General features: G+C 64.6%; 21 protein-coding genes and 6 tRNA genes. 2 read left to right on the top strand and 25 right to left on the bottom strand.

Annotated features, from left to right (window positions below; translation table 11 throughout):
* Window positions 1–4: 4 nt before the first annotated feature.
* The 14 genes from purF to leuC all read right to left on the bottom strand — a co-directional run bounded on the left by purF (window position 5) and on the right by leuC (window position 16945).
* Window positions 5–1510 (bottom strand): amidophosphoribosyltransferase, encoded by a 1506-nt coding sequence (gene purF, locus AAHK21_RS21720; protein ID WP_023631895.1) that lies wholly within the window; start codon window positions 1508–1510, stop codon window positions 5–7.
* A 42-nt stretch (window positions 1511–1552) separates the two neighbouring features.
* Window positions 1553–2107 carry a CvpA family protein gene (locus AAHK21_RS21715; RefSeq protein WP_038706536.1) on the bottom strand — a complete coding sequence of 185 codons (555 nt, stop codon included), beginning with the start codon at window positions 2105–2107 and terminating at the stop codon, window positions 1553–1555.
* A 184-nt stretch (window positions 2108–2291) separates the two neighbouring features.
* Window positions 2292–2966, bottom strand: a complete 675-nt coding sequence (locus AAHK21_RS21710) for an SPOR domain-containing protein (protein ID WP_367858294.1) — start codon at window positions 2964–2966, stop codon at window positions 2292–2294.
* Complete coding sequence (folC, locus tag AAHK21_RS21705) at window positions 2950–4257, bottom strand: bifunctional tetrahydrofolate synthase/dihydrofolate synthase (RefSeq protein WP_367858293.1); 1308 nt, start codon at window positions 4255–4257, stop codon at window positions 2950–2952. The genes AAHK21_RS21710 and folC overlap by 17 nt, the downstream gene beginning before the upstream one ends.
* Complete coding sequence (gene accD / locus AAHK21_RS21700; protein WP_028690439.1) at window positions 4257–5150, bottom strand: acetyl-CoA carboxylase, carboxyltransferase subunit beta; 894 nt, start codon at window positions 5148–5150, stop codon at window positions 4257–4259. Before accD ends, folC begins: the two co-directional genes overlap by 1 nt.
* A gap of 208 nt (window positions 5151–5358) precedes the next feature.
* The gene (locus tag AAHK21_RS21695) at window positions 5359–5979 is read right to left on the bottom strand and encodes a phosphoribosylanthranilate isomerase (RefSeq protein ID WP_046856435.1); all 621 of its coding nucleotides are present in this window, start codon (window positions 5977–5979) and stop codon (window positions 5359–5361) included.
* Between the two features lie 59 nt (window positions 5980–6038).
* Window positions 6039–6893 carry a tRNA pseudouridine(38-40) synthase TruA gene (truA, locus tag AAHK21_RS21690; RefSeq protein WP_023632367.1) on the bottom strand — a complete coding sequence of 285 codons (855 nt, stop codon included), beginning with the start codon at window positions 6891–6893 and terminating at the stop codon, window positions 6039–6041.
* A gap of 135 nt (window positions 6894–7028) precedes the next feature.
* On the bottom strand, window positions 7029–9668 hold the full coding sequence (locus AAHK21_RS21685) for a FimV/HubP family polar landmark protein (RefSeq protein ID WP_367858292.1): 2640 nt from the start codon (window positions 9666–9668) through the stop codon (window positions 7029–7031).
* 71 nt (window positions 9669–9739) lie between these two features.
* Complete coding sequence (locus tag AAHK21_RS21680) at window positions 9740–10747, bottom strand: aspartate-semialdehyde dehydrogenase (protein WP_367858291.1); 1008 nt, start codon at window positions 10745–10747, stop codon at window positions 9740–9742.
* 309 nt (window positions 10748–11056) lie between these two features.
* The gene (locus AAHK21_RS21675; protein WP_367856616.1) at window positions 11057–12184 is read right to left on the bottom strand and encodes an IS481 family transposase; all 1128 of its coding nucleotides are present in this window, start codon (window positions 12182–12184) and stop codon (window positions 11057–11059) included.
* Between the two features lie 316 nt (window positions 12185–12500).
* On the bottom strand, window positions 12501–13613 hold the full coding sequence (gene asd, locus AAHK21_RS21670; RefSeq protein ID WP_023630514.1) for an aspartate-semialdehyde dehydrogenase: 1113 nt from the start codon (window positions 13611–13613) through the stop codon (window positions 12501–12503).
* 63 nt (window positions 13614–13676) lie between these two features.
* Entirely contained in the window at window positions 13677–14759 is a 1083-nt protein-coding gene (leuB, locus tag AAHK21_RS21665) for a 3-isopropylmalate dehydrogenase (RefSeq protein ID WP_046854721.1), read from the bottom strand.
* Window positions 14760–14873: 114 nt separating this feature from the next.
* A complete protein-coding gene (gene leuD, locus AAHK21_RS21660) occupies window positions 14874–15515 on the bottom strand; it encodes a 3-isopropylmalate dehydratase small subunit (protein ID WP_367858290.1) in 642 nt (213 codons plus the stop codon).
* Window positions 15512–16945 (bottom strand): 3-isopropylmalate dehydratase large subunit, encoded by a 1434-nt coding sequence (leuC, locus tag AAHK21_RS21655; protein ID WP_046854719.1) that lies wholly within the window; start codon window positions 16943–16945, stop codon window positions 15512–15514. The genes leuD and leuC overlap by 4 nt, the downstream gene beginning before the upstream one ends.
* 132 nt (window positions 16946–17077) lie before the next feature.
* On the opposite strand from leuC, the gene AAHK21_RS21650 reads away from it, so the two are divergent.
* A complete protein-coding gene (locus AAHK21_RS21650) occupies window positions 17078–17956 on the top strand; it encodes a LysR family transcriptional regulator (RefSeq protein WP_367858289.1) in 879 nt (292 codons plus the stop codon).
* 62 nt (window positions 17957–18018) lie between these two features.
* Complete coding sequence (locus tag AAHK21_RS21645; RefSeq protein ID WP_367858288.1) at window positions 18019–21315, top strand: PAS domain S-box protein; 3297 nt, start codon at window positions 18019–18021, stop codon at window positions 21313–21315.
* Window positions 21316–21380: 65 nt separating this feature from the next.
* Here the strand turns inward: AAHK21_RS21645 and AAHK21_RS21640 are convergent, their stop codons facing one another.
* From AAHK21_RS21640 to AAHK21_RS21590, 11 genes are all read right to left on the bottom strand, one after another.
* A complete protein-coding gene (locus AAHK21_RS21640; RefSeq protein ID WP_046854716.1) occupies window positions 21381–21824 on the bottom strand; it encodes an Hsp20 family protein in 444 nt (147 codons plus the stop codon).
* Between the two features lie 147 nt (window positions 21825–21971).
* Entirely contained in the window at window positions 21972–22943 is a 972-nt protein-coding gene (locus AAHK21_RS21635; RefSeq protein WP_367858287.1) for a tRNA dihydrouridine synthase, read from the bottom strand.
* A 52-nt stretch (window positions 22944–22995) separates the two neighbouring features.
* Window positions 22996–23430, bottom strand: coding sequence for a thioesterase family protein (locus AAHK21_RS21630; RefSeq protein ID WP_023632910.1), 435 nt, complete (start codon window positions 23428–23430; stop codon window positions 22996–22998).
* A 44-nt stretch (window positions 23431–23474) separates the two neighbouring features.
* A complete protein-coding gene (locus AAHK21_RS21625) occupies window positions 23475–24308 on the bottom strand; it encodes an alpha/beta fold hydrolase (RefSeq protein WP_367858286.1) in 834 nt (277 codons plus the stop codon).
* A 24-nt stretch (window positions 24309–24332) separates the two neighbouring features.
* The gene (locus AAHK21_RS21620) at window positions 24333–24872 is read right to left on the bottom strand and encodes a TetR/AcrR family transcriptional regulator (RefSeq protein WP_367858285.1); all 540 of its coding nucleotides are present in this window, start codon (window positions 24870–24872) and stop codon (window positions 24333–24335) included.
* Window positions 24873–25043: 171 nt separating this feature from the next.
* Window positions 25044–25119 (bottom strand) — tRNA-Glu (locus AAHK21_RS21615).
* A 42-nt stretch (window positions 25120–25161) separates the two neighbouring features.
* Window positions 25162–25237, bottom strand: a tRNA-Ala gene (locus AAHK21_RS21610).
* Between the two features lie 67 nt (window positions 25238–25304).
* Window positions 25305–25380, bottom strand: a tRNA-Glu gene (locus AAHK21_RS21605).
* Between the two features lie 42 nt (window positions 25381–25422).
* Window positions 25423–25498 (bottom strand) — tRNA-Ala (locus AAHK21_RS21600).
* 53 nt (window positions 25499–25551) lie between these two features.
* Window positions 25552–25627 (bottom strand) — tRNA-Glu (locus tag AAHK21_RS21595).
* Window positions 25628–25699: 72 nt separating this feature from the next.
* Window positions 25700–25775, bottom strand: a tRNA-Ala gene (locus tag AAHK21_RS21590).
* Between the last annotated feature and the right edge of the window lie 26 nt (window positions 25776–25801).

Genomic DNA, 25801 nt, shown 5'->3' with positions numbered 1-25801 from the left:
CAAATCAGTTGTTGTACAGGTCGATGATCGCGCTGACAGCCTGGGTCTTCACCTTGGCCAGGTCATTACGGGCCTGCTCGATGCGGTCGAGGTAGGCTTCGTCGATATCGCCGGTGACATACTCACCGTTGAACACCGCGCAATCGAAATGCTCGATCTTGATCTTGCCGCCACCGACCGATTCGATCAGGTCCGGCAGGTCCTGATAGATCAGCCAGTCGGCGCCGATCAACTCGGCCACCTGTTCGGTGGTACGGTTGTGGGCGATCAGTTCGTGAGCGCTCGGCATGTCGATGCCGTAGACGTTGGGGTAGCGTACCGCAGGGGCTGCGGAGCAGAAGTAGACGTTCTTGGCGCCGGCTTCGCGGGCCATCTGGATGATCTGCTTGCAGGTGGTGCCGCGCACGATCGAGTCGTCCACCAGCATCACGTTCTTGCCGCGGAATTCCAGCTCGATGGCGTTGAGCTTCTGGCGCACCGATTTCTTGCGCGCGGCCTGGCCGGGCATGATGAAGGTACGGCCGATGTAGCGGTTCTTGACGAAGCCTTCGCGGAACTTGACGCCCAGGTGGTTGGCCAGTTCCAGCGCTGCGGTGCGGCTGGTGTCGGGGATCGGGATGACCACGTCGATGTCGTGGTCCGGGCGCTCGCGCTGGATCTTCTCGGCCAGCTTCTCGCCCATGCGCAGGCGCGCCTTGTACACCGAGACACCGTCGATGATCGAATCCGGACGAGCCAGGTAGACGTGCTCGAAGATGCACGGCTGGAGTTTCGGGTTTTCGGCACACTGCTTGGTGAACATCTGGCCGCCTTCGGTGATGTACACCGCCTCGCCCGGCGCCAGGTCGCGTATCAGGGTGAAGCCGAGCACGTCCAGGGCCACGCTTTCCGAGGCGATCATGTACTCGACGCCTTCGTCGGTGTGGCGCTGGCCGAACACCACCGGGCGGATGCCGTTGGGGTCACGGAAGCCGACGATGCCGTAGCCGGTGATCATCGCCACCACCGCGTAGCCACCGACGCAGCGGCTGTGCACGTGGGAAACGGCGGCGAACACGTCTTCCTCGGTCGGCTGCAGCTTGCCGCGCACGGCCAGCTCGTGGGCGAACACGTTCAGCAGCACTTCGGAGTCGGAGTTGGTGTTGACGTGGCGCAGGTCGGACTCGTAGATCTCCTTGGCCAACTGTTCGACGTTGGTCAGGTTGCCGTTGTGCGCCAGGGTAATGCCGTACGGCGAGTTGACGTAGAACGGCTGGGCCTCGGCCGAGGTGGAGCTGCCGGCGGTCGGGTAGCGCACATGGCCGATACCGATGCTGCCCACCAGGCGCTGCATGTGGCGCTGCTGGAAGACGTCGCGCACCAGGCCGTTATCCTTGCGCAGGAACAACCGGCCGTCGTGGCTGGTCACGATACCGGCAGCGTCCTGGCCGCGGTGCTGAAGCACGGTTAGCGCGTCATACAGCGCCTGATTGACGTTCGACTTACCGACGATACCGACGATGCCACACATGCGACGCAACCCCTACTTTGATGAAACTTGAGTGAAGCGCGCTCAGGGCTTGGTCGGCCCGAGCAACTGCTCCTTGAACGGAAGGTCAACGGGTGCGCTGACCCCACTGGACATCCACTGGCCGCTGAACCCGAGTATGAGGTTCTTCGACCAATCGGCTACCAATAGAAATTGTGGTATCAGGCGCGATTCCTGCCACCACGGATCCTGTTGCACCGGCCCCAGGCTCAACAGCCCGACCGCCACCACCACCAGCAGGCCCCCGCGCGCGGCGCCGAAGGCCATGCCGAGGAAGCGATCGGTGCCGGACAACCCGGTCACGCGGATCAGCTCGCCGATGAGGAAATTGAGCATCGCCCCGACCAGCAGCGTGGCGACGAAAAGAATGGCGCAGCCGGCAATGACCCGTGCGGACGGCATCTGGATATAGCTTTCAAGATACTGCGCAAGCGAGCCGCCGAACATCCAGGCCACCGCGCCGGCGACAATCCAGATGAGCAGGGACAAGGCTTCCTTGACGAAGCCGCGCTTGAGACTGATCAGTGAGGAAATGGCGATGATCGCGATGATCGCCCAATCAACCCAGGTAAATGCCACGGTGTTGCCTGCCGACGTTTGAGGCGGCGCATTTTACCAGAGCAAGGGGGCTTGAGGTAAGCGGAATGTCAGGTGTTTGAAGGGCTGCAGGCTGACTCTGGGGACAGCTTTACAGGATTGAAACCATCGCGGGGCAAGCCCACCCCACGCGACAGGCGGGAGCCGGTTTGCCCCGCGACGGATGTCAACCACGCTCCGGCTGGAAACGCACGACGATACCTTTCAGGTTCTGCTGGCGATTGATCACGTCACGCAGGCGCTCGGCTTCTGCCCGCTCGATCAACGGCCCGACGAATACCCGGTTCATGCCATCCGCCGAACGGATATAGGCGTTGTAGCCCTGGCTGCGCAGGGTCTTCTGCAGGTTCTCGGCACCGGCCCGGTTGGACAGGCTGGCCAGCTGGATCGACCAGCTCACCGGCAGGCCGTTGACGTCGATCTTCGAAGGCGCAGCAGGCTTGGCCGCAGGAGCGGCAGGCGCCGCGCTCGGTGCAGGCGCCGGACGGGGCTCCACCTTGGAGACCGGCGGCGTCGGCACTGGCGTCTGCGGCTTGGGCTGCGCCACGGTCGTTACCGGCGCGATGGGCTGGCTTGGCGCCGTCACCGGCGACGTGGACTCGTCGACCACCACTACCGGCTGGTCGTTCTGCTCCGGCAGCGGTTGCGGCTCCGGTACCTGCACAGGCTCCACCTGCACCTGGGGCAGATTGGGCATGGCCGGCGCTTCGGGCGCCTCGACACGCACCTGGCGCATCTCGTCCTCGCGAGTGAACAGCATCGGCAGGAAGATCACCGCCAGCGCCACCAGCACCAGCGCACCGACCATGCGCTGCTTCATCCCTTTATCCAGCACTGCCATCTACTCCATCCTCGGAAACCTGCCGCTCAAGCCAGGCCAGGGCCTCGCCGACGCAGAAAAACGAACCGAACAGCAGGATCTGGTCATCCGCCGTCGCCTGGGCGCACTGCCCTTCGAGGGCAGCCGCAACACTGGCGTAAGACTTCACCGTCGCACCGAGGTTCGTCAAGGCATCCGCCAGCTCCGCGGCCGGGCGGCTGCGTGGCGTGTCCAGCGGCGCCACCGCCCAGTCGGCGACCTGACCGCGCAGCGGCGCAAGCACGCCGGCCAGGTCCTTGTCGGCCAACAGGCCGAAGACCGCCAGGCGTCGCCCCTTCACCGGGCGCGCCGCCAGGCGGCGGGCCAGGTACTCGGCGGCGTGCGGATTGTGACCGACGTCCAGCAACAGCTCGACACGCTTACCCTGGAATGACAGCCCACGCCGGTCAAGGCGACCGGTGATACGGGTATCCAGCAAAGCCTGACGAACCTTGCCGGCATCCCACGGCAGCCCCATCAGCAGGAAGGCCTGCAAGGCCAGGGCGGCATTCTCCATGGGCAGGTCGAGCAACGGCAGGTCACGCAGTTCAACGGGCGAACCGTCGAGCTGGCGACCACGCCAATGCCAGTGATCAACGCTGCTATCCAGGTCGAAATCACGTCCACGCAGGAAGAACGGGCAATCCAGCTCGCGCACCTTGTCCAGCAAAGGCTGCGGCGGATCAAGGTCACCGCACAGCGCCGGTTTACCCCGACGGAAGATTCCCGCCTTCTCGAAGGCTACCGACTCGCGGCTATCGCCCAGGTAATCGACGTGGTCGACGCCAATGCTGGTGACCAGCGACACGTCGGCATCCACCAGGTTGACTGCATCCAGCCGACCACCCAGGCCGACCTCAAGCACCACCGCGTCCAACGCGGAGTGCTTGAACAACCAGAACGCCGCCAGGGTGCCCATCTCGAAATAGGTCAGCGAGATGTCGCCACGCGCCGCCTCCACCGCAGCGAACGCTTCACACAGGCGCTCATCGCTGACCTCCTGGCCATCGATCAGCACCCGTTCGTTGTAACGCAGCAGATGCGGCGAACTGTACACCCCGACCCTTAGCCCCTGCGAGCGCAGCAACGCGGCCATGAAGGCGCAGGTCGAGCCCTTGCCGTTGGTGCCGGTCACCGTGACCACACGGGGCGCCAGCGTGCCCAGCCCCAGGCGCGCAAGCACCTGTTGCGAGCGCTCCAGGCCCATGTCGATGGCCGAGGGGTGCAACTGTTCGAGGTAGGCGAGCCAGTCGCCCAGGCTGCGCTGGTTCATCACGCGACCGCGGCGACCTCTTTGGCCGCTTCCGGGGTCGGCTGGCCGGTCATCTGCGCCAGCAGGCGGGCCAGGCGCGGACGCAGCTCGTCACGGGAAATGATCAGGTCGATGGCACCGTGCTCCAGCAGGAACTCGCTGCGCTGGAAGCCTTCCGGCAGCTTCTCGCGCACGGTCTGCTCGATAACCCGCGGGCCGGCAAAGCCGATCAGCGCCTTCGGCTCGCCGACGATCACGTCGCCAAGCATCGCCAGGCTGGCGGAAACGCCGCCGTAGACCGGGTCGGTCAGCACCGAGATGAACGGGATGCCTTCTTCGCGCAGGCGCGCCAGCACGGCGGAGGTCTTGGCCATCTGCATCAGCGAGATCAGCGCTTCCTGCATGCGCGCGCCGCCGGAAGCGGAGAAGCAGACCATCGGGCAGCGGTTTTCCAGGGCGTAGTTGGCAGCGCGCACGAAACGCTCGCCGACGATGGCGCCCATCGAGCCGCCCATGAAGGAGAACTCGAAGGCACTGACCACGATCGGCATGCCCATCAGGGTGCCGCTCATGGAGATCAGCGCGTCCTTCTCGCCGGTCTGCTTCTGCGCGGCGGTCAGGCGGTCCTTGTACTTCTTGCCGTCACGGAACTTCAGGCGGTCGACCGGCTCCAGGTCGGCGCCCAGTTCGGCGCGACCTTCTGGATCGAGGAAGATATCGATGCGCGCGCGGGCGCCGATACGCATGTGGTGGTTGCACTTAGGGCAGACGTCGAGGGTCTTTTCCAGCTCCGGGCGATACAGCACGGCTTCGCAGGACGGGCACTTGTGCCACAGCCCTTCCGGCACCGAGCTCTTCTTCACCTCGGAACGCATGATCGAAGGGATCAGTTTGTCTACCAACCAGTTGCTCATGCTTGCTTTCTCCAGTATTGGCCGGGGAGACCTTCTCGGCCCCGCCCTGCCCTTGAGCTCAAATTCTTCTGTAAAGCGACGATGGGCCGACCTCGGGCCGCCCCACCTCCAATTCTTCCCCGGCATGCCCCGCGCTCTGGCGCGGCCTGGCAGCACCGGGCTGCGAAAGCTATGGACGATGGCGCGCGGCCAGCCGTCACATCCGCGTTCACGCGTGCTTGACCGCCTGCATGAAGGCTTCGATCTTCGCCGCATCCTTGATGCCCTTGGCCTGCTCCACGCCGCCGCTGACATCCACCGCGTACGGGCGCACCTGGCGAATGGCCTCGGCGACGTTGTCGGCCGACAGGCCACCGGCAAGGATGATCGGCTTGCTCAGGCGTTGCGGAATCAGTGACCAGTCGAACGCCTCGCCGGTTCCTCCCGGCACGCCTGGTACATAGGCATCCAGCAGGATGCCGCGAGCGCCAGCGTAGTGCCGGCAGGCGGCCTCCAGGTCATCCCCCGGGCGCACCCGCAGGGCCTTGATCCAGGGGCGGTGGTAGCCCTCGCAATCGGCCGGGGTTTCATCGCCGTGGAACTGTAGCAGGTCCAGGGAAACCACTTCGAGGATCTCGTTGAGCTCGCAGCGCGAGGCGTTGACGAACAGCCCCACGGTGGTCACGAACGGCGGCAGCGCGTCGATGATCGCCCGCGCCTGACGCACATCCACCGCCCGCGGGCTTTTCGCATAGAAGACGAAACCGAGGGCGTCGGCGCCGGCCTCGACCGCGGCCAGGGCATCCTCGATGCGGGTAATCCCGCAGATCTTGCTGCGAACATTGCTCATGGACAGCGAACCTTGAGTGATCGGGAAAGCGCCGATGGTAGCAAATGACCTGTGCTCCGTCAGTCCGCCAGCGCCTCGTAGCCAGTAAGAAAGTGTGGGCCGATGTAACGCTGCGGCAACGCGTATTCTTCCGGGTACTCCACCTGCACCAGGTAAAGACCGTAAGGGTGCGCGGTCACCCCGCCGTCACGGCGGTTGCGCCCCTCCAGCACCTCACGGGCCCACTCCACCGGACGCTCGCCGGCACCGATGGTCATCAGCACGCCGGCAATGTTGCGCACCATGTGGTGCAGGAACGCGGTGGCACGCACATCCAGCACGATCATCCGCCCATGCCGGGTCACACGCAGGTGATGGATGTGCTTGATCGGCGACTTGGCCTGGCACTGGCTGGCGCGGAAGGCGCTGAAGTCATGGGTGCCCAGCAGGTACTGCGCAGCCTCGGCCATGCGCTCGACATCCAGCGGGCGGTGGTTCCAGGTGACTTCCTCGGCCAGGTGCGCCGGGCGGATCGGGTCGTTGTAGATCACGTAGCGGTAGCGCCGCGCGGTGGCCTTGAAGCGGGCATGGAAATGCGCAGGCATGGGCGCCGACCAGACCACACTGATGTCGTGGGGCAGGTTGAAGTTGGTGCCCAGGGTCCAGGCGCGCTCGTCGCGCACGGCGCGGGTGTCGAAATGCACGATCTGCCCGCAGCCATGGACGCCGGCATCGGTGCGCCCGGCGCAGATCACCGAGATAGGTTCGTTGGCCACCGTCGACAGCGCCTGTTCCAGGGCCTGCTGGACACTCGGCACGCCGCTGGCCTGGCGTTGCCAGCCGCGATAGCGCGAGCCCTTGTATTCCACGCCCAAAGCGATGCGGGTGTAGCCTTCGGCAGCCGATTCGGCGGCGGCGGTGTCGATGATGTCCAAGAGCGGCAAACCTGATGATGAAACGAAAGGCGGGAGTATACCGGCAAACCGTGCAGGGGCCGAAATGATCGCGGGGCAAGCCCGCCCCCACGTCTTGCGTGAAGGCAGGCTTGCCCCGCGATGTACAGCTTTGCGTCAGACCAGGCGCGAGAGCATCTCGTTGGCTTCCTGGCGTTGGCTGTCGTCGCCGTCCTTGACCACTTCGTCGAGGATGTCACGGGCGCCCTGATGGTCGCCCATGTCGATGTAGGCACGGGCCAGGTCGAGCTTGGTGGCCACCTCGTCGGCGCCGGAGAAGAAGTCGAAGTCCAGGTCGTCCAGCGGCTCAGGCTCCAGCGCCGCATCCTCGGCGGTGAACGATGGCTGCGCAACCGATGGGGTCTCGAGGTTCTGCGACAGCTTGTCGAGCTCGGCGTTGACGTCGTCCAGCTCCGAGGCGAAGTTCTTCGCCGCCGGCGAGTCGTCGTCCAGCGACAGCGACAGGTCGAAGTCCTCGGGCAGCTCCAGCTCGGAGATCGGATCGAACTCCGGAATCGCCTCGAAGGCCGCCAGCTCGGCCGCCACGTCCACCGGGGCTTCCTCGCTGCCGGTCGGAGCCACCGGGTCTTCGGCGACATCCAGGTCGAATTCGGCCAAGTCGTCGACATTTTGCGGTGTCGCCTGCGCCTGGGCGAGCAATGCCTCGAAGTCGTCGTCGGCATCGGTTTCGGCAACGGCGGGCGCAGCCTCGACCTCGGGCGCCTCGACGACCAGGTCCTCGAGACCGGCCATGTCGAAGTGGTCATCTGCCGGCAGATCATCGCCCAGACTCAGGTCGAAGGCGCTGTCCAGGTCGGCCTCTTCGACCACAGGCTCTGGCTCAGGTTCTGGCTCGGCCGCCACGACCGGCTCCACGACGAGCTCCGGCGCGCTTTCACCCAGCTCCAGCTCCTTGTCCTGCAGCAGGTCCTGGACATACTGCTCATCCAGCTCGGCTGCCAGGGCCGCGGCCCCGGCAGCGCCTGCCGCCACCGCCGCGACACCCAGCATGGCCGGGAAGCGCTCCTTGAGCGCGGCGACCTCGGCCTGGTTCGCGTCGTTGACCGCCAGCTTGCGCTCCTGGCCAGCGAACGCGTCCTGGTCGCCCTGACGTGCGTAGACTTCCATCAGTTTAAGGCGCAGATCGCTGCGCTGCGGCTCGGAGGCCACCGCCGCTTCGAGCAGGTCGGCGGCGTGGTTGAGGCGACCACGGGCCAGGCTTTCATCCACCTCGGCCAGCAAAGCCGCGCGCGGATCAGCCGCCGGGGCGACGACGTCGGCAGGCACCGCAGGCTTCTCCGCCGCAACGGCCGCAGCGGCCGAAGCCGCGACTACCGCAGGCGACAGGGTCACGCTTGGCGCCGACACATCCAGACCTTCAAAACTGCTCGGCGGCAGGTCCAGGTCCGGGCCACGCTCGCCATCCTCGGCCAGGGCACGGGCCATGCGCAGGTGCTTTTCAGCTTCCTGCTGGGCCTTGCGCTTGCGGGCCAGAAGCAGCAACAACAACAGCAGCACCAGGAATGCGGAACCGGCAATCAAGCCCAACAGCAGCGGGTTGCCCAGCAGCTGGTCGAGCATGCCGGGCTCTTCGCTGGCCGGCGCCTCGGCTGCCGCGTCCTGTGGCGCGGTGTCGGCCGCGGCAGGCGCCGGGGCGACCACGGGCTCGGCAGGGGTCAATTGCGCGTTCACCGCAGGTTGCGCCGGAGCCGGCTCGCCCGGCAGCGCCGCTGCCGGTGGCTGTGGGGCCGCGGCGCCCTGGGCCTCCAGACGCGCCAGCTGGTCGTTCTTCAGCTCGATCAGGCGCTGCAGCTTGTCCAGCTGGCTCTGCAGGTCGACCATGCGGCTCTTGAGTTCATCGTTGTCGCGGCGGCTGGTGTCGAGGCTTTCCTGGGCCACGGCCAGCTTGTCGCCCAGCGCCTTGGCCTCGCCGGCCGCGCCCTTGCCGCCCGGCGCCACCAGGCGCAGGTTGTCGCCCTGGGCGATGCGCGCGGGGGCCGCGCCAGCCTCGCCACGGCGGGTGGCATCCAGCTGCCGTGCACGCGGGCCGAGGCGGCGGCCTTCGCGCCAGGCGGCGTACTGCTCGGCGACTTCGCGGTTGGCCTGGGCCTGGGGAATGCTCTGCACCTGCTGCTGATCGGGCAGGCGCAGCACCTGGCCGGTCTTGAGCTGGTTGATGTTGTTGCCGATGAAGGCATCCGGGTTCAGTGCCTGGATGGCCAGCATGGTCTGCTGGATCGAGCCACCATTGGTGTTGCGCGCGGCGATCTGCCAGAGGGTGTCACGGCGCTTGGTGGTGTAGCTGCCCGCACTGACAGCCGGGTTGATGCCAGCCGGGGCCGGTTGGCTACCCTGGGCCTGGGCCTGGTCGAGCAGCACGCTGTAGTCGCGCAGCAGGCGGCCCTGGGGCCACATGACCTGGACCAGGAACTTGACCACCGGCTCCGGCAGCGCCTTGCTGGAAGTAACCCGCAGCACGCTCTTGCCGTTGGGGTTGATCACCGGCGTGAAGGTGAGGTCTTCGAGGTAAGGCGGGAAGGCCACCCCGGCCTTGGCGAACTCTTCCGGCGACGCCAGGCTTGGCGCCATTTCCGCCGCGGAGAGGTCGCGCACGTCGAGCAGTTCGATCTCGGCATCCAGCGGCTGGTTCTGCGCCGACTTGAGGGTCAGCTCACCCAACCCCAGAGCGTTCGCCACCCCGGACGACAGCGCCGAGGCTGCCGCGATGGCCAGAACCAGTTTGCGAATTCGAAGCATGAACTCTTCCCTTGTATGAAACGTCCCGAAAACCCTGGTGCGGTGCAGGACAAAATAGCTCGCAGTATCTTTTACGCCATGTGTTTTATCAACAATTGTGCCGCCTGCACGGCGTTGAGCGCCGCGCCCTTGCGCACATTGTCGGTGGTCAGCCAGAGGTTGAGCTGCTGGTCTTCATCGACACCGTGGCGTACACGTCCAACATAGACCACGTCCTGGCCCACCGCGTCACCTACAGGCGTCGGATAATCACCCGGCTCGACCAGCTCGATGCCGTCGGCAGCCTCCAGCGCGGCGTTGACGGCCATCAGGTCGACCGGATTACGGCTTTGCACGGCGACACTGAAGCTATCGCCGAAAAACACCGGGACTTGAATGCAGGTCACGGAAATCTTCAGTTGCGGCAGGTCCAATACCTGACGCAGTTCATTGACCAGGCGGCGTTCTACATTGGTGTGGCCCTGTTCATCGGGTGTACCGACCTGGGGGAGCAGGTTGAAGGCGACCTGGCGATCGAAGAAGCGCGGCTCCAGGGGGCGTGCGTTGAGCAGTTCGGCGGTCTGCCGGGCAAGCTCGCTGACGGCCTCCCTGCCCTGCTCCGAAACTGCCAGGCAGGCATTGACCTGCACGCGCTCGATATCGAGCAAACCCTTGAGCGGCGCCAGCGCCACGGCCAGGGCCACTGCGCCGGCGCTCGGGCTGGTGATCAGGGCGGGCTGCGACAGTTCGGCAATGCGCTCGCCGTTGGCTTCCGGGACCAGCGCGGTGGTGCCGTCCAGGGCGCCGGACAGGTCGATCACCGCGCAACCGGCGGCGATGGCCTTGGGCGCGAAACTGCGGCTTACGGCGGGGCTGGCGGCGAAGAAGACCAGCCTGACCTGGGAGAAATCGAAACTGTCCACTTCGCGGACCTTCAGTTTCTTGCCCGCGAACATGACGCTGCTGCCGGCGGATTCCATGCTGGCCAGCAGGTGCAGGGTGGAGACCGGGAAGGCCACTTCCTCGAGGATCTGGACGAGGGATTCACCTACTGTGCCGGTGGCGCCGATTACGGCTATGTCCAGGGCGTTGGGGGTCATGAGATCGGTTCCTTTTCCAGGGGTACGGCGGGGGAGCGGCACTTTACTTGGATTGTGGGGTGGGAGGTAGGGGCGGGTTCGGGTTCGGGTTCGGGTTCGGGTTCGGGTTCGGGTTCGGGTTCGGGTTCGGGTTCGGGTTCGGGTTCGGGTTCGGGTTCGGGTTCAAGAGTGTGGGTTTTGATTTATTTATGCGCATTCATTGGCGATGTCGACGCATTATCACCCTTCCGCCCTTACGGCGGCCTACTTTTCTCGTGGTGTATGGACTTGAGACATCGCTGACACATGTGCGGGGACATGGTGGACACATTATCGCTTACCGTCGGGGTTGTTGAAGTCGATGGTTCGCAGCTTGTGCTGGCAGAAGTAAACATCAAAATGGTCAGGCCCTTGATCGCTGCGGCGGAGCGCCAACACATAGCCTGCTAGCGCCTTGGCTATCCGAAATGAGCGTTTCTTGAAGCGGAACTGACTGCTGTAGGGTTTCACCAAAATATCATCGGGACCGTATTCAACGGACGGTAGACGGCTTGGGAAAGCCCGCCTGCTCATCTGATAGCGATCTGCCGGTACTTTGTAGCCCAGTTGCTGATGAGGACGCTTGTAGTTGTAAATGCCCCGCCAGAGGTCGAAAGCTTCCTGCGCTTCTCGCAGATCCCGAAAACTGCGCCCGGTTAGTACCTCGGCCTTGAGCGTCCGGTGGAATCGCTCATCCTTACCATTGGTTTGTGGGTGGCCTGGCCTGCTGAAAGTCAGTCGAATTCCCAGGCGAACCAACCAGATACCTAGCGGTGTGAGTTCTCCGGGATTTCTTGGCGCCCCCCAGGGCGAGCCATTATCCGCGTTGATCTGCACGGGCAGCCCATACCGGCTGAACAGATCGGTCAGGTGCTCCATGACCAACCCTGTGCGCTGATGTGCGCAGGCCTGTATCACAAGGTTAAAGCGTGAGTGGTCATCAATCAGCGTCAGCGGATAACAAGGTCCCTGAGCCGTTTGGAAGAAACCTTTAAAATCGATCTGCCACAGATCATTCGGGGCTTCGCGCTCAAAGCGTGTCCATGGTTTAGCAGCCTCGGAAGCCTCCGCGGTGATCAATCCATGCCGATGCAGGACATTGGTTACGGTACTGGCACAGATGCGCTGATCAAGCAGGTGACTAATCTTTCGACCACCCCACGTGGAGTGCTCCTTACGGATGGCAATCACTTCCTCTTCTAGCCCAGGCTGAGTCTTGCGAGGGCTGACGGCCGGCTTTCGAGAGCGCTCCTGCAAGCCGAGCAAGCCGTCCTGTCGAAATCGATTGAGCCATTTGTAACCCGTCTGAGGGCTAATGCCGAACCGACGGCATAGCTCCCTCATGTTGGCGTCCGGGTGATTGGCCAGGCTAACGAACTCTTCTCTTAAGCTCATGGCATCTCTCGCGTTCCAAGGCATGGTCGTATTCCCGGCAGATTGCTTGCCGAAAAGTGTCAACCATGTCTCCGCACACGTGTCCACCATGTGTCCGGTCCATACACCACGACCAAAGTAAGCCGCCGTAAGGGCGGAAAGGTGACTATGCGTCGACATCGCAAATGAATGCGCATAAAAAAATCAAAACAACCAACAACCAACAACCAACAACCAACAACCAACAACCAACAACCAACAACCAACAACCAACAACCAACAACCAATCTAGCACCAATAAAAAAACCCGCATCACTCTCGCAACACGGGTCCTTCAAAATCCAAACTCAAACCACCCAGATCACCGCTCCAGCAGAATCCGCAACATCCGCCGCAGCGGCTCCGCAGCCCCCCACAGCAACTGGTCACCAACGGTAAAGGCCCCGAGATACTGCGACCCCATGTTCAGCTTGCGCAAACGCCCGACCGGCACGTTCAGGGTCCCGGTCACCTGGGTAGGGCTCAGCTCCTGCATGCTGATCTCACGCTGATTCGGCACCAGCTTCACCCAAGGATTGTGCTGGCTGATCATGCCTTCGATATCCGCCAGCGGCACGTCTTTGTTCAGCTTGATGGTCAGCGCCTGGCTGTGGCAACGCATGGCGCCAATCCGCACGCAGATGCCGTCGACCGGAATCGGGCTCTTGAAGCGACCGAGGATCTTGTTGGTCTCGGCCTGGGCCTTCCACTCTTCGCGGCTCTGGCCGTTCGGCAGCTCCTTGTCGATCCACGGGATCAGGCTGCCGGCGAGCGGCACGCCGAAGTTGTCGGTCGGGAAGCCTTCGCCACGCATGGCCTCGGCCACCTTGCGGTCGATGTCGAGGATGGCGCTGGCCGGGTTGGCCAGGTCGTCGGCGACCGCCGCGTGAATACCGCCCATCTGCTTGATCAGCTCACGCATGTTCTGCGCGCCGGCACCGGAAGCCGCCTGATAGGTCATGGCACTCATCCACTCGACCAGGCCGGCTTCGAACAGGCCGCCCAGCCCCATCAGCATCAGGCTGACGGTGCAGTTGCCGCCGATGTAGTTCTTGGTGCCCGCATCCAGCTGCTGGTCGATGACCTTGCGGTTGACCGGATCAAGGATGATCACCGCGTCGTCCTGCATGCGCAGGGACGAGGCCGCGTCGATCCAGTAGCCCTGCCAGCCGGCTTCGCGCAGCTTGGGGAATACTTCGTTGGTGTAGTCGCCGCCCTGGCAGGTCAGGATGACGTCGAGGGTCTTGAGCTCTTCGATGTTGTAGGCATCCTTGAGCGGCGCAATGTCCTTGCCCACCGCCGGGCCTTGGCCACCGACATTGGAGGTGGTGAAGAACACCGGCTCGATCAGGTCGAAGTCCTGCTCTTCGAGCATCCGCTGCATGAGCACGGAACCGACCATTCCACGCCAACCGATCAGACCTACACGTTTCATCGCAACTACACCTTTGCTAAAAGTGGGCCGCCACCGGGAGTTTTGGGTGGCGGGCCAGAGAGATTACAGATTCCGCAGCGCTGCGACTACTGCGTCGCCCATTTCCTGCGTACCGACCTTGCGGCAACCTTCGGAGAAGATGTCACCGGTGCGCAGGCCCTGGTCAAGCACCAGGCTCACCGCCTGCTCGATCGCCTCGGCAGCGGCCGTCTGGTTGAAGCTGTAGCGCAGCATCATCGACACCGAGAGAATGGTCGCCAGCGGGTTGGCGATACCCTGCCCGGCGATGTCCGGCGCCGAACCGTGGCACGGCTCGTACATGCCCTTGTTGTCGGCATCCAGCGACGCCGACGGCAGCATGCCGATGGAACCGGTGAGCATGGAAGCTTCATCCGACAGGATGTCGCCGAACATGTTGTCGGTCACCACCACGTCGAACTGCTTGGGCGCGCGCACCAGCTGCATGGCGGCGTTGTCGACGTACATGTGGCTCAGCTCGACGTCCGGGTAGTCCTTGGCCACTTCCTCGACCACTTCACGCCACAGCTGGCTGGAGGCCAGGACGTTGGCCTTATCCACCGAGCACAGTTTCTTGCCGCGTACACGGGCCATGTCGAAGCCGACGCGGGCGATGCGGCGCACTTCGCTTTCGCTGTACGGCAGGGTGTCGTACGCCTGGCGCTCGCCGCCTTCCAGCTCACGCTGGCCGCGTGGCGCGCCGAAGTAGATGCCGCCGGTCAGCTCGCGGACGATAAGGATGTCCAGGCCGGCGACGATCTCTGGCTTGAGCGACGAGGCATCGGCCAGTTGCGGATAGAGGATGGCCGGACGCAGGTTGGCGAACAGGCCCAGTTGCGAACGGATCTTCAGCAAGCCGCGCTCCGGGCGGATGTCACGCTCGATCTTGTCCCACTTCGGGCCACCCACGGCGCCCAGCAGCACGGCGTCAGCCTGGCGCGCACGCTCCAGGGTCTCGTCGGCCAGCGGCACGCCGTGCTTGTCGATGGCCGCGCCACCGATCACGTCGTGGGTGAGGCTGAAGCCGAGCTGGAACTTGTCGTTGGCCAGTTCCAGCACCTTGACCGCCTCGGCCATGATTTCCGGACCGATGCCATCACCTGGGAGAATCAGAATCTGCTTGCTCATGCTTTCCTCTATCCAATCAAGCGGCGCGCCCTGTCGGCGCGCCGATAAACTCAGTGTCCAACGGGCCTCATCGCGGGGCAAGCCCGCTTCCACGCGTGGTGATGAGGCCTTCGATCAATCGCGGAACAACCACGGCTGGCTGGCGCGGTGCTTGCCCTCGAACACCTTGATCGCGTCGCTGTCCTGCAGGGTCAGGCCGATATCGTCCAGGCCGTTGAGCAGGCAGTGCTTGCGGAACGCGTCGATCTCGAACTTCAGCACTTTGCCGTCCGGACGGGTCACGGCCTGGGCGTCGAGGTCGATGGTCAACTGGTAGCCCGGGTTGGCCTCGACCTGCTTGAACAGCTCGTCGACCTCGGCGGCGTCGAGAATGATCGGCAACAGGCCATTCTTGAAGCTGTTGTTGAAGAAGATGTCGGCGAAGCTCGGCGCGATCACGCTGCGGAAACCGTACTCGTCGAGTGCCCACGGGGCATGCTCGCGGCTCGAGCCGCAACCGAAGTTCTCCCGCGCCAGCAGCACGCTGGCACCTTGGTAGCGCGCATGGTTGAGCACGAAGTCCTGGTTCAACGGGCGCTTGCTGTTGTCCTGGTAAGGCTGGCCGACGTCCAGGTAGCGCCACTCGTCGAACAGGTTGGGGCCGAAGCCGGTGCGCTTGATCGACTTGAGAAACTGCTTGGGGATGATCTGGTCGGTGTCGACGTTGGCACGATCCAATGGCGCGACGAGGCCGGTGTGCTGGGTAAAGGCTTTCATGCTGCGCTCCCTTGGATCAACTCGCGGACATCGATGAAGTGGCCGGTCACCGCGGCGGCGGCGGCCATGGCCGGGCTGACCAGGTGGGTACGGCCACCGGCGCCTTGGCGACCTTCGAAGTTGCGGTTGGAGGTGGACGCGCAGTGCTCGCCGCTTTCCAGGCGGTCCGGGTTCATCGCCAGGCACATCGAGCAGCCCGGTTCACGCCACTCGAAGCCGGCCTCGAGGAAAATCTTGTCCAGCCCTTCGCGCTCGGCCTGGGCCTTGACCAGGCCCGAGCCCGGCACCACCAGCGCCTGCTTGACGTTGGCGGCGACCTTGCGACCCTTGGCGATCTCGGCGGCGGCGCGCAGGTCTTCGATGCGCGAGTTGGTACACGAGCCGATGAACACGCGGTCGAGCTGGATGTCGGTGATCGCCTGGTTGGCAGCCAGGCCCATGTACTTGAGGGCGCGCTCGATCGAGCCGCGCTTGATCAGGTCGGGCTCGGCTGCCGGGTCCGGCACGCGCTGGTCGACGGCCAGGACCATCTCCGGCGAAGTGCCCCAGCTGACCTGCGGCTTGATCTGCGCGGCGTCGAGCTCGACCACGGTGTCGAACACGGCGTCGGCGTCGGACACCAGGCCTTTCCAGGCCTCGACGGCCTGCGTCCACTGCTCGCCCTTCGGCGCGTACGGACGGCCTTCGACATAGGCGACGGTGGTGCCGTCGACAGCCACCAGCCCCACACGGGCACCGGCTTCGATGGACATGTTGCAGATGGTCATGCGGCCTTCCATCGACAGCTCGCGGATGGCGCTGCCGGCGAACTCCATGGCGTGGCCGTTACCGCCGGCGGTGCCGATCTTGCCGATCACGGCGAGGACGATGTCCTTGGCAGTGACGCCAGCGGGCAATTGGCCTTCGACGCGCACCAGCATGTTCTTCATCTTCTTGGCCACCAGGCACTGGGTGGCGAGCACGTGCTCGACCTCGGAAGTGCCGATGCCATGGGCCAGGGCGCCGAATGCGCCATGGGTGGAGGTGTGCGAGTCGCCGCAGACCACGGTCATGCCGGGCAAGGTCGCGCCCTGCTCCGGGCTGATCACGTGCACGATACCCTGACGCTCGTCATTCATCTTGAATTCGACGATGCCATATTCGTCACAGTTCTCATCGAGGGTCTGCACCTGAAGGCGCGACACCTGGTCGGCGATGGCCTCGATACCGCCCTTGCGCTCCGGCGTGGTCGGTACGTTGTGGTCAGGGGTGGCAATGTTGGCATCGATGCGCCACGGCTTGCGGCTGGCCAGGCGCAGGCCTTCAAAAGCCTGGGGCGAGGTCACTTCGTGGATGATATGGCGGTCGATGTAGATCAAGGACGAGCCGTCATCGCGGCGCTTGACCTCATGAGCTTCCCAGAGTTTGTCGTAGAGCGTTTTGCCAGCCATCAGACTGTTCCTCATCAGCGTCTTTCTATGCCAAAGACCCCTTGGCTTGTACGGACGATGCTATGGCGATAGATTGAATAACTCAAATTCATAATTTTTATACTTTGCATAACCATCAGGAATTCGAACTGAATGGACCTCGCCAATCTCAGCGCCTTCATCGCCATCGCCGAAACCGGCAGTTTTTCCGGGGCCGGCGAACGCCTGCACCTGACCCAGCCGGCCATCAGCAAGCGAATTGCCGGCCTGGAGCAGCAACTGGACGTGCGTCTATTCGACCGTCTGGGCCGGGAGGTCACCCTGACCGAGGCCGGCCGCGCCCTGTTGCCTCGTGCCTACCAGATCCTCAATGTACTGGATGATACCCGCCGCGCGCTGACCAACCTCACCGGGGCGGTGAGCGGTCGTCTGACCCTGGCCACCAGCCATCACATCGGCCTGCACCGCCTGCCGCCGCTGCTGCGCGCCTTCACCCGCCAGTACCCCGCGGTTGCCCTGGATATCCAGTTCCTCGACTCGGAGGCGGCCTACGACGAGGTCCTGCATGGTCGTGCCGAAATCGCCGTGATCACCCTGGCACCCGAACCGCACCACCTGGTGCGGGCGGTGCCGGTGTGGAACGACGCCCTGGACTTCGTCGCCTCGCCCGAGCACCCACTGGCCAGCAACGGCATGGTCAGCCTGGCCGACGTGGCGCGCCACCCGGCGGTGTTCCCCGGCGGCAACACCTTCACCCACCACATCGTCCAGCGCCTGTTCGAAAGCCAGGGCCTGGTGCCGAACATCGCCATGAGCACCAACTACCTGGAAACCATCAAGATGATGGTGTCGATCGGCCTGGCCTGGAGTGTGCTGCCACGTACTATGCTCGATGAGCAGGTTGCGCCCATCGCCCTGCCCGGCATACAGCTGTCACGCCAGCTAGGCTACATATTGCACACGGAGCGCACGCTATCGAATGCGGCCAGGGCCTTCATGGCACTGCTCGACAGCCACGCCGGGGTTGCCTGACCGGTCGCAGGCAAGGCATTTCTCTCCACAAGGACGCGTTTTCCGCCAAAGGTCTGGTATCGATGCCCAAATCAGCAAACCGCTTTCCGCGCCTGCCCCGTATTCCCGCGGCCGACCCCCAGGAGTCGGAACAGGCCTGGCAGAACGCTCCCCAGTTGCTGGCCGCGCTCAATGCCGCGCGCCTGGGCGCCTGGCTGTGGGACATCGAGAGTGGCCGGGTGAGCTGGTCGCGGGGGACCCAGGCGCTGTTCGGCTTCGACCCGCAACGCCCGCTGCCCAACGACGTCGACTACCTCGACCTGCTGCCCGAGGAGGACCGAGCCCGTACGCGCCAGGCGTTCCAGGCCGTGGTCAACGGCGAACCGGTCGAGCAGGCCATGCGCCATCGCATCCGCTGGCCCGATGGCAGCGTGCACTGGCTGGAGATCAACGGCAGCCTGACCCACGACCCCCATGGTCGCCCGCAGATGATCGGGGTGATCCGCGAGATCAGCCGCCAGCGCGAGCGCGAAACCGCGCTGATCAATTCGGAGAAGCGCTTCGCCACCCTGTTCCATCTCAGCCCCAACGCCATTCTCCTGACCCGCCGCCACGACGGCCTGATCATCGAGGTCAACCAGCACTTCGAGCACATGTTCGGCTGGCCGGGCGCCCAGGTGGTCGGCAAGACCAGTGTGGAACTGGGCCTATGGGTAAACCCCGAGCAACGTCACCAGGTGCTGGAGGCCACCCGCGCCGGTAGCGGCCCGTTGACCCTCGAAGTGCAGTTCCGCGCCACCAACGGCAAGATTCACGATGGCATTCTCTGCACCCAGGGCATCGAACTCGAAGGTGTCACCTACCTGATCAGTACCTTCGTCGACACCACCGAGCGCAAACGCGCCGAACAGGCGCTCAAGGACAGCCAGGAGCGGCTCGACCTGGCCCTGGACTCGGCCCAGCTGGGCACCTGGGACTGGCACATCCCCAGCGGCATGCTCTACGGCTCGGCCCGCGCGGCACAACTGCACGGGCTGGACCCGGTGCCCTTCCACGAATCGTTCGAGGCCTTCTTCGAAGGCGTCCCCGAGCACGAACGCAGCGTCATGCGCCAGGCCTATCGCAGCCTGCGCGAAGGGCCGGCCGGCAATTACCAGATCACCTACCGCGTACAGCTCGACAACGGTAGCTCGCGCTATATCGAAAGCCGCGCCCGCCTGTACCGCGACGACCAGGGCAACCCGTTGCGCATGGCCGGCACCCTGCTCGACATCACCGACCAGGTGGAGCGTGAACAGCGCCTGACGGCCTCGGAGGAAAAATTCGCCAGCCTGTTCCAGGTCAGCCCCGACCCGATCTGCGTGACCCGCCAGGACAGTGGCCAGTTCATCGAGATCAACCCGGCCTTCAGCCAGACCTTCGGCTGGGCCCCGGAGCAGATCCTCGGCCACACCGCCGAGGAAATCGGCCTGTGGGCCGAGTCGGCCGAACGCGCCCAGCGCATCGAACGGGTGATCCGCGACCAGGCCCTGAGCAATGTGGCGGTGGTGGTCAATCACCGCAACGGCACGCCGCTGACCTGCGTCATCTCCAGCCGCCTGATCAGCGTCGACAGCCAGCCGTGCAGCGTCACCACCCTGCGCGACATCACCCAGCAGCAGCGCGCCGAGGCGGCGCTCAAGGCCAGCGAGGAGAAGTTCGCCAAGGCATTTCACTCCAGCCCCGACGCCATCACCATCACCGAGCGCCACAGCGGGCGCTATGTGGAGGTCAACGACGGTTTCAGCCGGCTGACCGGCTACAGCCCCGAGGAGGTGGTGGGCCGCACGGTCTACGAAATCGGCATCTGGGCCGACGAGAAGCAGCGCGCCGCCCTGCTCAACGAGCTGCGCGAGCGCGGCCGGGTGCACCACCGGGAGATGCTCGGGCGCAACAAGCGCGGCGACATCCTCACCGTGGAAGTGTCGGTGGAGCCGATCAGCCTCAACGAGACCGATTGCCTGCTGATCAACGCCCGCGACGTCAGCCTGCTGAAGAACGCCCAGGCGCAGATCCGCCACCTGGCTTACCACGACCCGCTGACCAACCTGCCCAACCGCGCCCTGCTGATGGACCGCCTGAGCCAGCAGATCGCCCTGCTCAAGCGCCACAACCTGCGTGGCGCCCTGCTGTTCCTCGACCTCGACCACTTCAAGCACATCAACGACTCCCTCGGCCATCCGGTGGGCGACACGGTGCTGAAGATCATCACCGCCCGTCTCGAGGCCAGCGTGCGTCTGGAAGACACCGTGGCGCGGCTGGGCGGCGACGAATTCGTGGTGCTGCTCAGCGGCCTGGAAGGCAGCCGCGAGCAGGTGGAAAACAAGGTGCGCGAACTGGCTGACACCCTGCGCGAACTGCTGGCCGAACCGATGTCGCTGGACGGCCAGCGCCTGCAGGTCACGCCGAGCATCGGCGTGGCGCTGATCCCCGACCATGGCGCCACCCCCGCCGACCTGCTCAAGCGTGCCGACATCGCCCTGTACCGCGCCAAGGACTCCGGGCGCAATACCACGCAGTTGTTCCACACCACCATGCAGAAGGCCGCCAGCGAGCGCCTGCGCATGGAGAGCGACCTGCGCCTGGCCCTGGCCCGGGGTGAACTGGCCCTGCACTTCCAGCCCCAGGTCGATGCCCGCGACAACCGTATCGTCGGTGCCGAGGTACTGCTGCGCTGGCACCACCCGCAACTGGGCCAGCAGCCTCCGGCGCAGTTCATCCAGGTTCTCGAAGAAAGCGGCTTGATCCTCGAGGTTGGCAGCTGGATCCTTGACGAAGCCTGCGACGCCTGCGCGCGCATGCTCGCCGACGGCCTGATCGACGCCGACGACTTCAGCCTGTGCGTCAACATCAGCCCACGGCAGTTCCGCCAGAACGATTTCGTCGAGCGGGTGCTGCGCAGCCTCGACGACTACCGCCTGCCCCGGCGCATGCTCACGCTGGAGATCACAGAAGGCATCGTCATCCAGAACCTGGAGGACACCATCAGCAAGATGCGCGAACTCAAGCACCATGGCGTGAGCTTCGCCATGGACGACTTTGGCACGGGCTATTCGTCGCTCACCTACCTCAAGCGTCTGCCGGTGGATGCCTTGAAGATCGACCAGACCTTCGTACGCGACGCGCCGGTCGACCCCAACGACGCCGAGATCGTCCGCGCGATCGTCGCCATGGCCCGCAGCCTGGAGCTCGCGGTGATTGCCGAGGGCGTGGAACTGACCGAGCAGCTGGAGTTCCTCGAGCGCCAGGGCTGCCATCTGTACCAGGGCTACCTGCACAGCCGACCACTGCCGCTGCCGGAGTTTCGTCAGATCCTGCTGGAGGCACCGGCGGATTACTGAGGGCTGGATGCGCCGCAGAACGCAAAAAGGGCACCCGAAGGTGCCCTTTCTTCACTGCGCTGAAGTCAGTTCAGCGCCGGCTTGTCGCCGTTGATCGGGATACGCTTGGCCTTGGCTTCTTCCGGCACGATGCGCAGCAGTTCGATGCTGAGCAGGCCGTTGGCCAGGCCCGCGCCCTTGACCTCGATGTGGTCGGCGAGGCGGAACGACAGCTTGAAGGCGCGCTGGGCGATGCCCTGGTGCAGGAAGGTGACGCCTTCGCTGGCATTGTCGCGCTTGCCACCGGTCACGGTGAGGACGCCTTTTTCGACCTGCAGGTCGAGGTCCTGCTCCTGGAAGCCGGCGGCGGCGACCACGATGCGGTAGTGGTCATCGCCATGCTTTTCCACGTTGTAGGGTGGGTAGCTGCTACCCGCCTCATTACGGGCGGCGGCTTCGAACAGGTCGTTGAAGCGGTCGAAACCGACGGAGTTGCGGAAAAGTGGTGCGAGAGAGAAAGCGGTAGTCATGGTCATGAACTCCTGAGATTCAGCAAGTTAAGTCACTACGCGACCCGACTTCGGCATCGCGTACTCAAGAGATATGTCCGGGCGAAATGCTTTCAAGGGCTGGCATGAAAAAATTTGCGCTGCGCTGGGTCTCAGCGCGGGGCCGGCTCAGGCGACACAGGCCTCCACGTCCTGCAACTGCATCCCCAGCAAGCCGCTGATGCGCTGGCAGTCATCCTCCCGACGCAACTCGGCGAACAATGCCACCGCCTCGGGATAACCGCGGGTCAGCATCGCCAGCCACTGCTTCATCCGCCCCGGGGCGTAGCGTGGCGACAGCTTGTCCTGGGCCTGGCGCCAGAACTCGCGCAGCAGCGGCAGCAGCTCCTCCCAGTTCATCGGCTGGTACTCGACGCCATCGCGGGCCGCTGCGATCTGCAGGGCCAGGTCCGGGCGCGACACCAGCCCGCGCCCCAGCATGATGTCTTGCGCACCGCTGACCTCGCGGCAACGCCGCCAGTCGTCGACAGTCCAGATCTCGCCATTGGCGAACACCGGCACCTTGACCACATCCTGCACCCGCGCCACCCATTCCCAGTGGGCCGGCGGCTTGTAGCCCTCGACCTTGGTCCGCGCATGCACCACCAGATGCGCCGAGCCGCCCTCGGCCAGCGCCGTGGCGCAGTCCAGGGCACCATCGGGGCTGTCGTAGCCCAGGCGCATCTTCGCGGTCACCGGGATATGTGCCGGCACCGCCCGGCGCACTTCACGGACGATGGCATGCAACAGCTCCGGCTCCTTGAGCAGCACCGCCCCGCCCCGCGACTTGTTGACGGTCTTGGCCGGGCAACCGAAGTTCAGGTCGATCACCGGCGCGCCCAGCTCGCAGGCCAGCGCCGCGTTTTCAGCCAGGCATACCGGGTCGGAGCCGAGCAATTGCACACGCATCGGCACGCCAGCGGCGGTACGGGCACCCTGGCGCAACTCCGGCGCCAGCTTGTCGAACGAAGAGGCCGGCAGCAGGCGGTCGCAGACGCGGATGAACTCGGTGACGCACCAATCGATACCGCCCACACGGGTCAGGACGTCGCGCAGGATGTTGTCGACCAGCCCCTCCATGGGGGCCAGGGCAATTTGCATTTCAGGGTCTCGCCACGAAAAAGGCGGCAGTCTAGCAAACTTCCGCCAGCCGTCAGCTGCCGGTCAGCGCCGGGCCGTAGCCGTCGATGAATTCCGCCGGCATGCGCCTGGGCTTGCCGCTGGACAGCTCGATGCAGGCAAAGGTGGTCTGTGCCCGCAGCAAGGTCACGCCGTCGCTCGGGCGCTTGAGCTGGAAGCGCCGGGTCATGCGCAGGCGCTGGTCCCAATCGATGATCCAGGTGGCCAGTTGTAGCTCGTCGTCCTCATAGGCGGCGGCGAGGTAGTCGATTTCATGGCGGACCACCGCCATGGCCCGGTCCAGCCGACGATACTCGGCCAGGTCCAGCCCCAGACGCTGGGAATGGCGCCAGGCGCAGCGCTCCAGCCAGGTGACGTAGACGGCGTTGTTGGCGTGGCCGAGGCCGTCGATATCCTCGCTGCCGACGCGAAGGTCGATGATGAATGGTGCCGCCAGATCCCAGCTCATGCCTGCTCCTGGTTTTCAGTGAACGGGCAGAGTGTACCGGATGCTCAGGCGCTTTGCCGCGCCCGCTCGGTGGAGCGTGCGAGCAGCTCGATCACCGCCTGGCCCAGGCGCGGATCGGCCAGCACCCGCTGATGACCGCCCTCCTCCAGCAGCAGCAGGCGGCTGTCGAACCAGGCCTGATGAATCAGCGGTGCCTCGCTGGCAGGCACTACGGGATCGTCCTCGGCATGCACCACCAGGCCCGGCACATCCAGTTGATAGGCACTGACATCCAGGCGCGCTACCTGCACGCCAACATCGCGCTCCACCTGGCGGATGAACGCGGCCCGGGCCCGGGCCGGCAAGCCCAGTCGCCGGGCAAAACCCCGCAGCACGCCGAGCAAACGGGCCGGGGCGGCAATACTCACCGCCGCATCGGTGCGCAGCCCCCACTGCAGCGCCAGCAACAGGCTGGCGCCGCCCATCGAGTGTCCGATCACCGCGCGCAGCGGCGGCAGTTCGGCGGCAGCCTCGAGCAACGCGCGGGCAAACGCCACCACATGCGCCTGCTCGCCGGGCGAGCGCCCGTGTGCTGGCCCTTCCAGCGACACCACGGTAAGGCCGCTGTCCACCAGCCGCTCGATCAGCGCCGCGAACTGGGTGGGGCGCCCTTCCCAGCCATGCATCAGCAATACCGTCGGCCCCTGCCCCCAGCGCAACGCCGACAAACCGAAGCGCAAGGTGATGCGCTCGGCCCTGGCCAGCAGCGGCAGCTCCCACGGTTTGGGCGGCAGGTTGCGCGGGGTCATGAAGGCGCGGCGCATCTTGCCGGCGACATGTTCAGGGGCCAGGTGGCCGAGGGTGCCATTGACGCCACGAATCCAGCTCAGGGTAGTCATCGCCTTGCTCCAGGGTCAGGTTGCTCAGATCACCGCCGACTTGGCGGCACGCAGTATCCGGTCGGACAACTCGCCGTCGCCCAGGGCGCGGGCCACGGCGAGGCCGCCAACCATCAGGGCGAAATCGGCGAGCGCCTTGTCGATGTCCTCGGGACGATCGACCATTTGCGCGGTCATCAGCTCGATGTGTTCGGCCAGCACGTCACGGAAGGCGTCGGGCAAGCGCTGCATTTCGCTCAGCGCATTGGGAATCGGGCAGGCCTGCACCTCGGTATCGCGGTGCTTGCGCGACAGGTAGAAGGCCGCGACCAAGGCCCTACGCTCGGCACCGTCAAGGGCTGGATCGAGCTGGGCGAGCAAGGCACGGCGTTCGGCGAGCAGCTGGCTGAAGGCTTCGAGCATGAGCTCGTCCTTGCTGTCGAAGTGGGCATAGAAGCCGCCGACCGTCAGCCCCGCGGCGCCCATGACCTGGCTTACGCTCGGATCGGCCGGACCCTGCTGGACCAGTGCGCTGCGCGCCGCATCGAGGATGCGTTGGCGGGTCTTGCTCTTCTTGTCGCTCATGGCCCACCTCTAAATATTATGATCGACATATTATGCTCATAATATTTCCTGGCAAGCAGAATCTGTGACCATTGATCGGCACAGCTGGATTTTTTGGAAGGCAGAAAAAACAAAAGGCCCATTCAATAAGCGAATGAGCCTTATAAGTCCTGCAAAACGCAGGTAAAAAATTGGCGTCCCCTAGGGGACTCGAACCCCTGTTACCGCCGTGAAAGGGCGGTGTCCTAGGCCACTAGACGAAGGGGACTTTAACCTTCGTACCGACCCGCTGTTGCGAATCGTGGCGAATTGGTGGAGCTAAGCGGGATCGAACCGCTGACCTCCTGCATGCCATGCAGGCGCTCTCCCAGCTGAGCTATAGCCCCGAGTAAAACAAAAGACTCACCGATCTGGATGATGAGCCTTTCAACTCCCGCAAAACGCGGGTAAAAGTGGCGTCCCCTAGGGGACTCGAACCCCTGTTACCGCCGTGAAAGGGCGGTGTCCTAGGCCACTAGACGAAGGGGACGTAACCTTCGTGCCGACCCGCTTTCGCGAATCGCGGCAAAATTGGTGGAGCTAAGCGGGATCGAACCGCTGACCTCCTGCATGCCATGCAGGCGCTCTCCCAGCTGAGCTATAGCCCCGGATTTCTAGCCTCTCGGCCCAGCGACATCATGCAACATCGCTTGTGCAAAACTGGCGTCCCCTAGGGGACTCGAACCCCTGTTACCGCCGTGAAAGGGCGGTGTCCTAGGCCACTAGACGAAGGGGACGAACCTTCTTACCTTCAAGACCCGTTCGCTGGAACCGGTCTTGCCTGACGGCCTTGGCCATCAAGCGGAATTTGGTGGAGCTAAGCGGGATCGAACCGCTGACCTCCTGCATGCCATGCAGGCGCTCTCCCAGCTGAGCTATAGCCCCACAATGTCGCTTTGAACCGAAGCGCT

It is taken from the genome of Pseudomonas sp. TE50-2, assembly GCF_040813665.1.
GTDB classification, from domain to species: domain Bacteria; phylum Pseudomonadota; class Gammaproteobacteria; order Pseudomonadales; family Pseudomonadaceae; genus Aquipseudomonas; species Aquipseudomonas soli.
This window is presented reverse-complemented; position numbering and strand designations above follow the sequence as displayed.

What these genes read in the sequence shown, in the direction of transcription:
- AAHK21_RS21635 (WP_367858287.1), bottom strand. Translation starts at nt 22,943, where the DNA reads ATGCAAATTGCCCTGGCCCCCATGGAGGGGCTGGTCGACAACATCCTG.
- leuC (WP_046854719.1), bottom strand. Translation starts at nt 16,945, where the DNA reads ATGGCTGGCAAAACGCTCTACGACAAACTCTGGGAAGCTCATGAGGTC.
- leuB (WP_046854721.1), bottom strand. Translation starts at nt 14,759, where the DNA reads ATGAGCAAGCAGATTCTGATTCTCCCAGGTGATGGCATCGGTCCGGAA.
- purF (WP_023631895.1), bottom strand. Translation starts at nt 1,510, where the DNA reads ATGTGTGGCATCGTCGGTATCGTCGGTAAGTCGAACGTCAATCAGGCG.
- AAHK21_RS21680 (WP_367858291.1), bottom strand. Translation starts at nt 10,747, where the DNA reads ATGACCCCCAACGCCCTGGACATAGCCGTAATCGGCGCCACCGGCACA.
- AAHK21_RS21675 (WP_367856616.1), bottom strand. Translation starts at nt 12,184, where the DNA reads ATGCCTTGGAACGCGAGAGATGCCATGAGCTTAAGAGAAGAGTTCGTT.
- leuD (WP_367858290.1), bottom strand. Translation starts at nt 15,515, where the DNA reads ATGAAAGCCTTTACCCAGCACACCGGCCTCGTCGCGCCATTGGATCGT.
- AAHK21_RS21645 (WP_367858288.1), top strand. Translation starts at nt 18,019, where the DNA reads ATGCCCAAATCAGCAAACCGCTTTCCGCGCCTGCCCCGTATTCCCGCG.
- AAHK21_RS21630 (WP_023632910.1), bottom strand. Translation starts at nt 23,430, where the DNA reads ATGAGCTGGGATCTGGCGGCACCATTCATCATCGACCTTCGCGTCGGC.
- AAHK21_RS21710 (WP_367858294.1), bottom strand. Translation starts at nt 2,966, where the DNA reads ATGGCAGTGCTGGATAAAGGGATGAAGCAGCGCATGGTCGGTGCGCTG.
- accD (WP_028690439.1), bottom strand. Translation starts at nt 5,150, where the DNA reads ATGAGCAACTGGTTGGTAGACAAACTGATCCCTTCGATCATGCGTTCC.
- asd (WP_023630514.1), bottom strand. Translation starts at nt 13,613, where the DNA reads ATGAAACGTGTAGGTCTGATCGGTTGGCGTGGAATGGTCGGTTCCGTG.
- AAHK21_RS21650 (WP_367858289.1), top strand. Translation starts at nt 17,078, where the DNA reads ATGGACCTCGCCAATCTCAGCGCCTTCATCGCCATCGCCGAAACCGGC.
- AAHK21_RS21685 (WP_367858292.1), bottom strand. Translation starts at nt 9,668, where the DNA reads ATGCTTCGAATTCGCAAACTGGTTCTGGCCATCGCGGCAGCCTCGGCG.
- AAHK21_RS21695 (WP_046856435.1), bottom strand. Translation starts at nt 5,979, where the DNA reads ATGAGCAATGTTCGCAGCAAGATCTGCGGGATTACCCGCATCGAGGAT.
- AAHK21_RS21625 (WP_367858286.1), bottom strand. Translation starts at nt 24,308, where the DNA reads ATGACTACCCTGAGCTGGATTCGTGGCGTCAATGGCACCCTCGGCCAC.
- AAHK21_RS21640 (WP_046854716.1), bottom strand. Translation starts at nt 21,824, where the DNA reads ATGACTACCGCTTTCTCTCTCGCACCACTTTTCCGCAACTCCGTCGGT.
- AAHK21_RS21620 (WP_367858285.1), bottom strand. Translation starts at nt 24,872, where the DNA reads ATGAGCGACAAGAAGAGCAAGACCCGCCAACGCATCCTCGATGCGGCG.
- folC (WP_367858293.1), bottom strand. Translation starts at nt 4,257, where the DNA reads ATGAACCAGCGCAGCCTGGGCGACTGGCTCGCCTACCTCGAACAGTTG.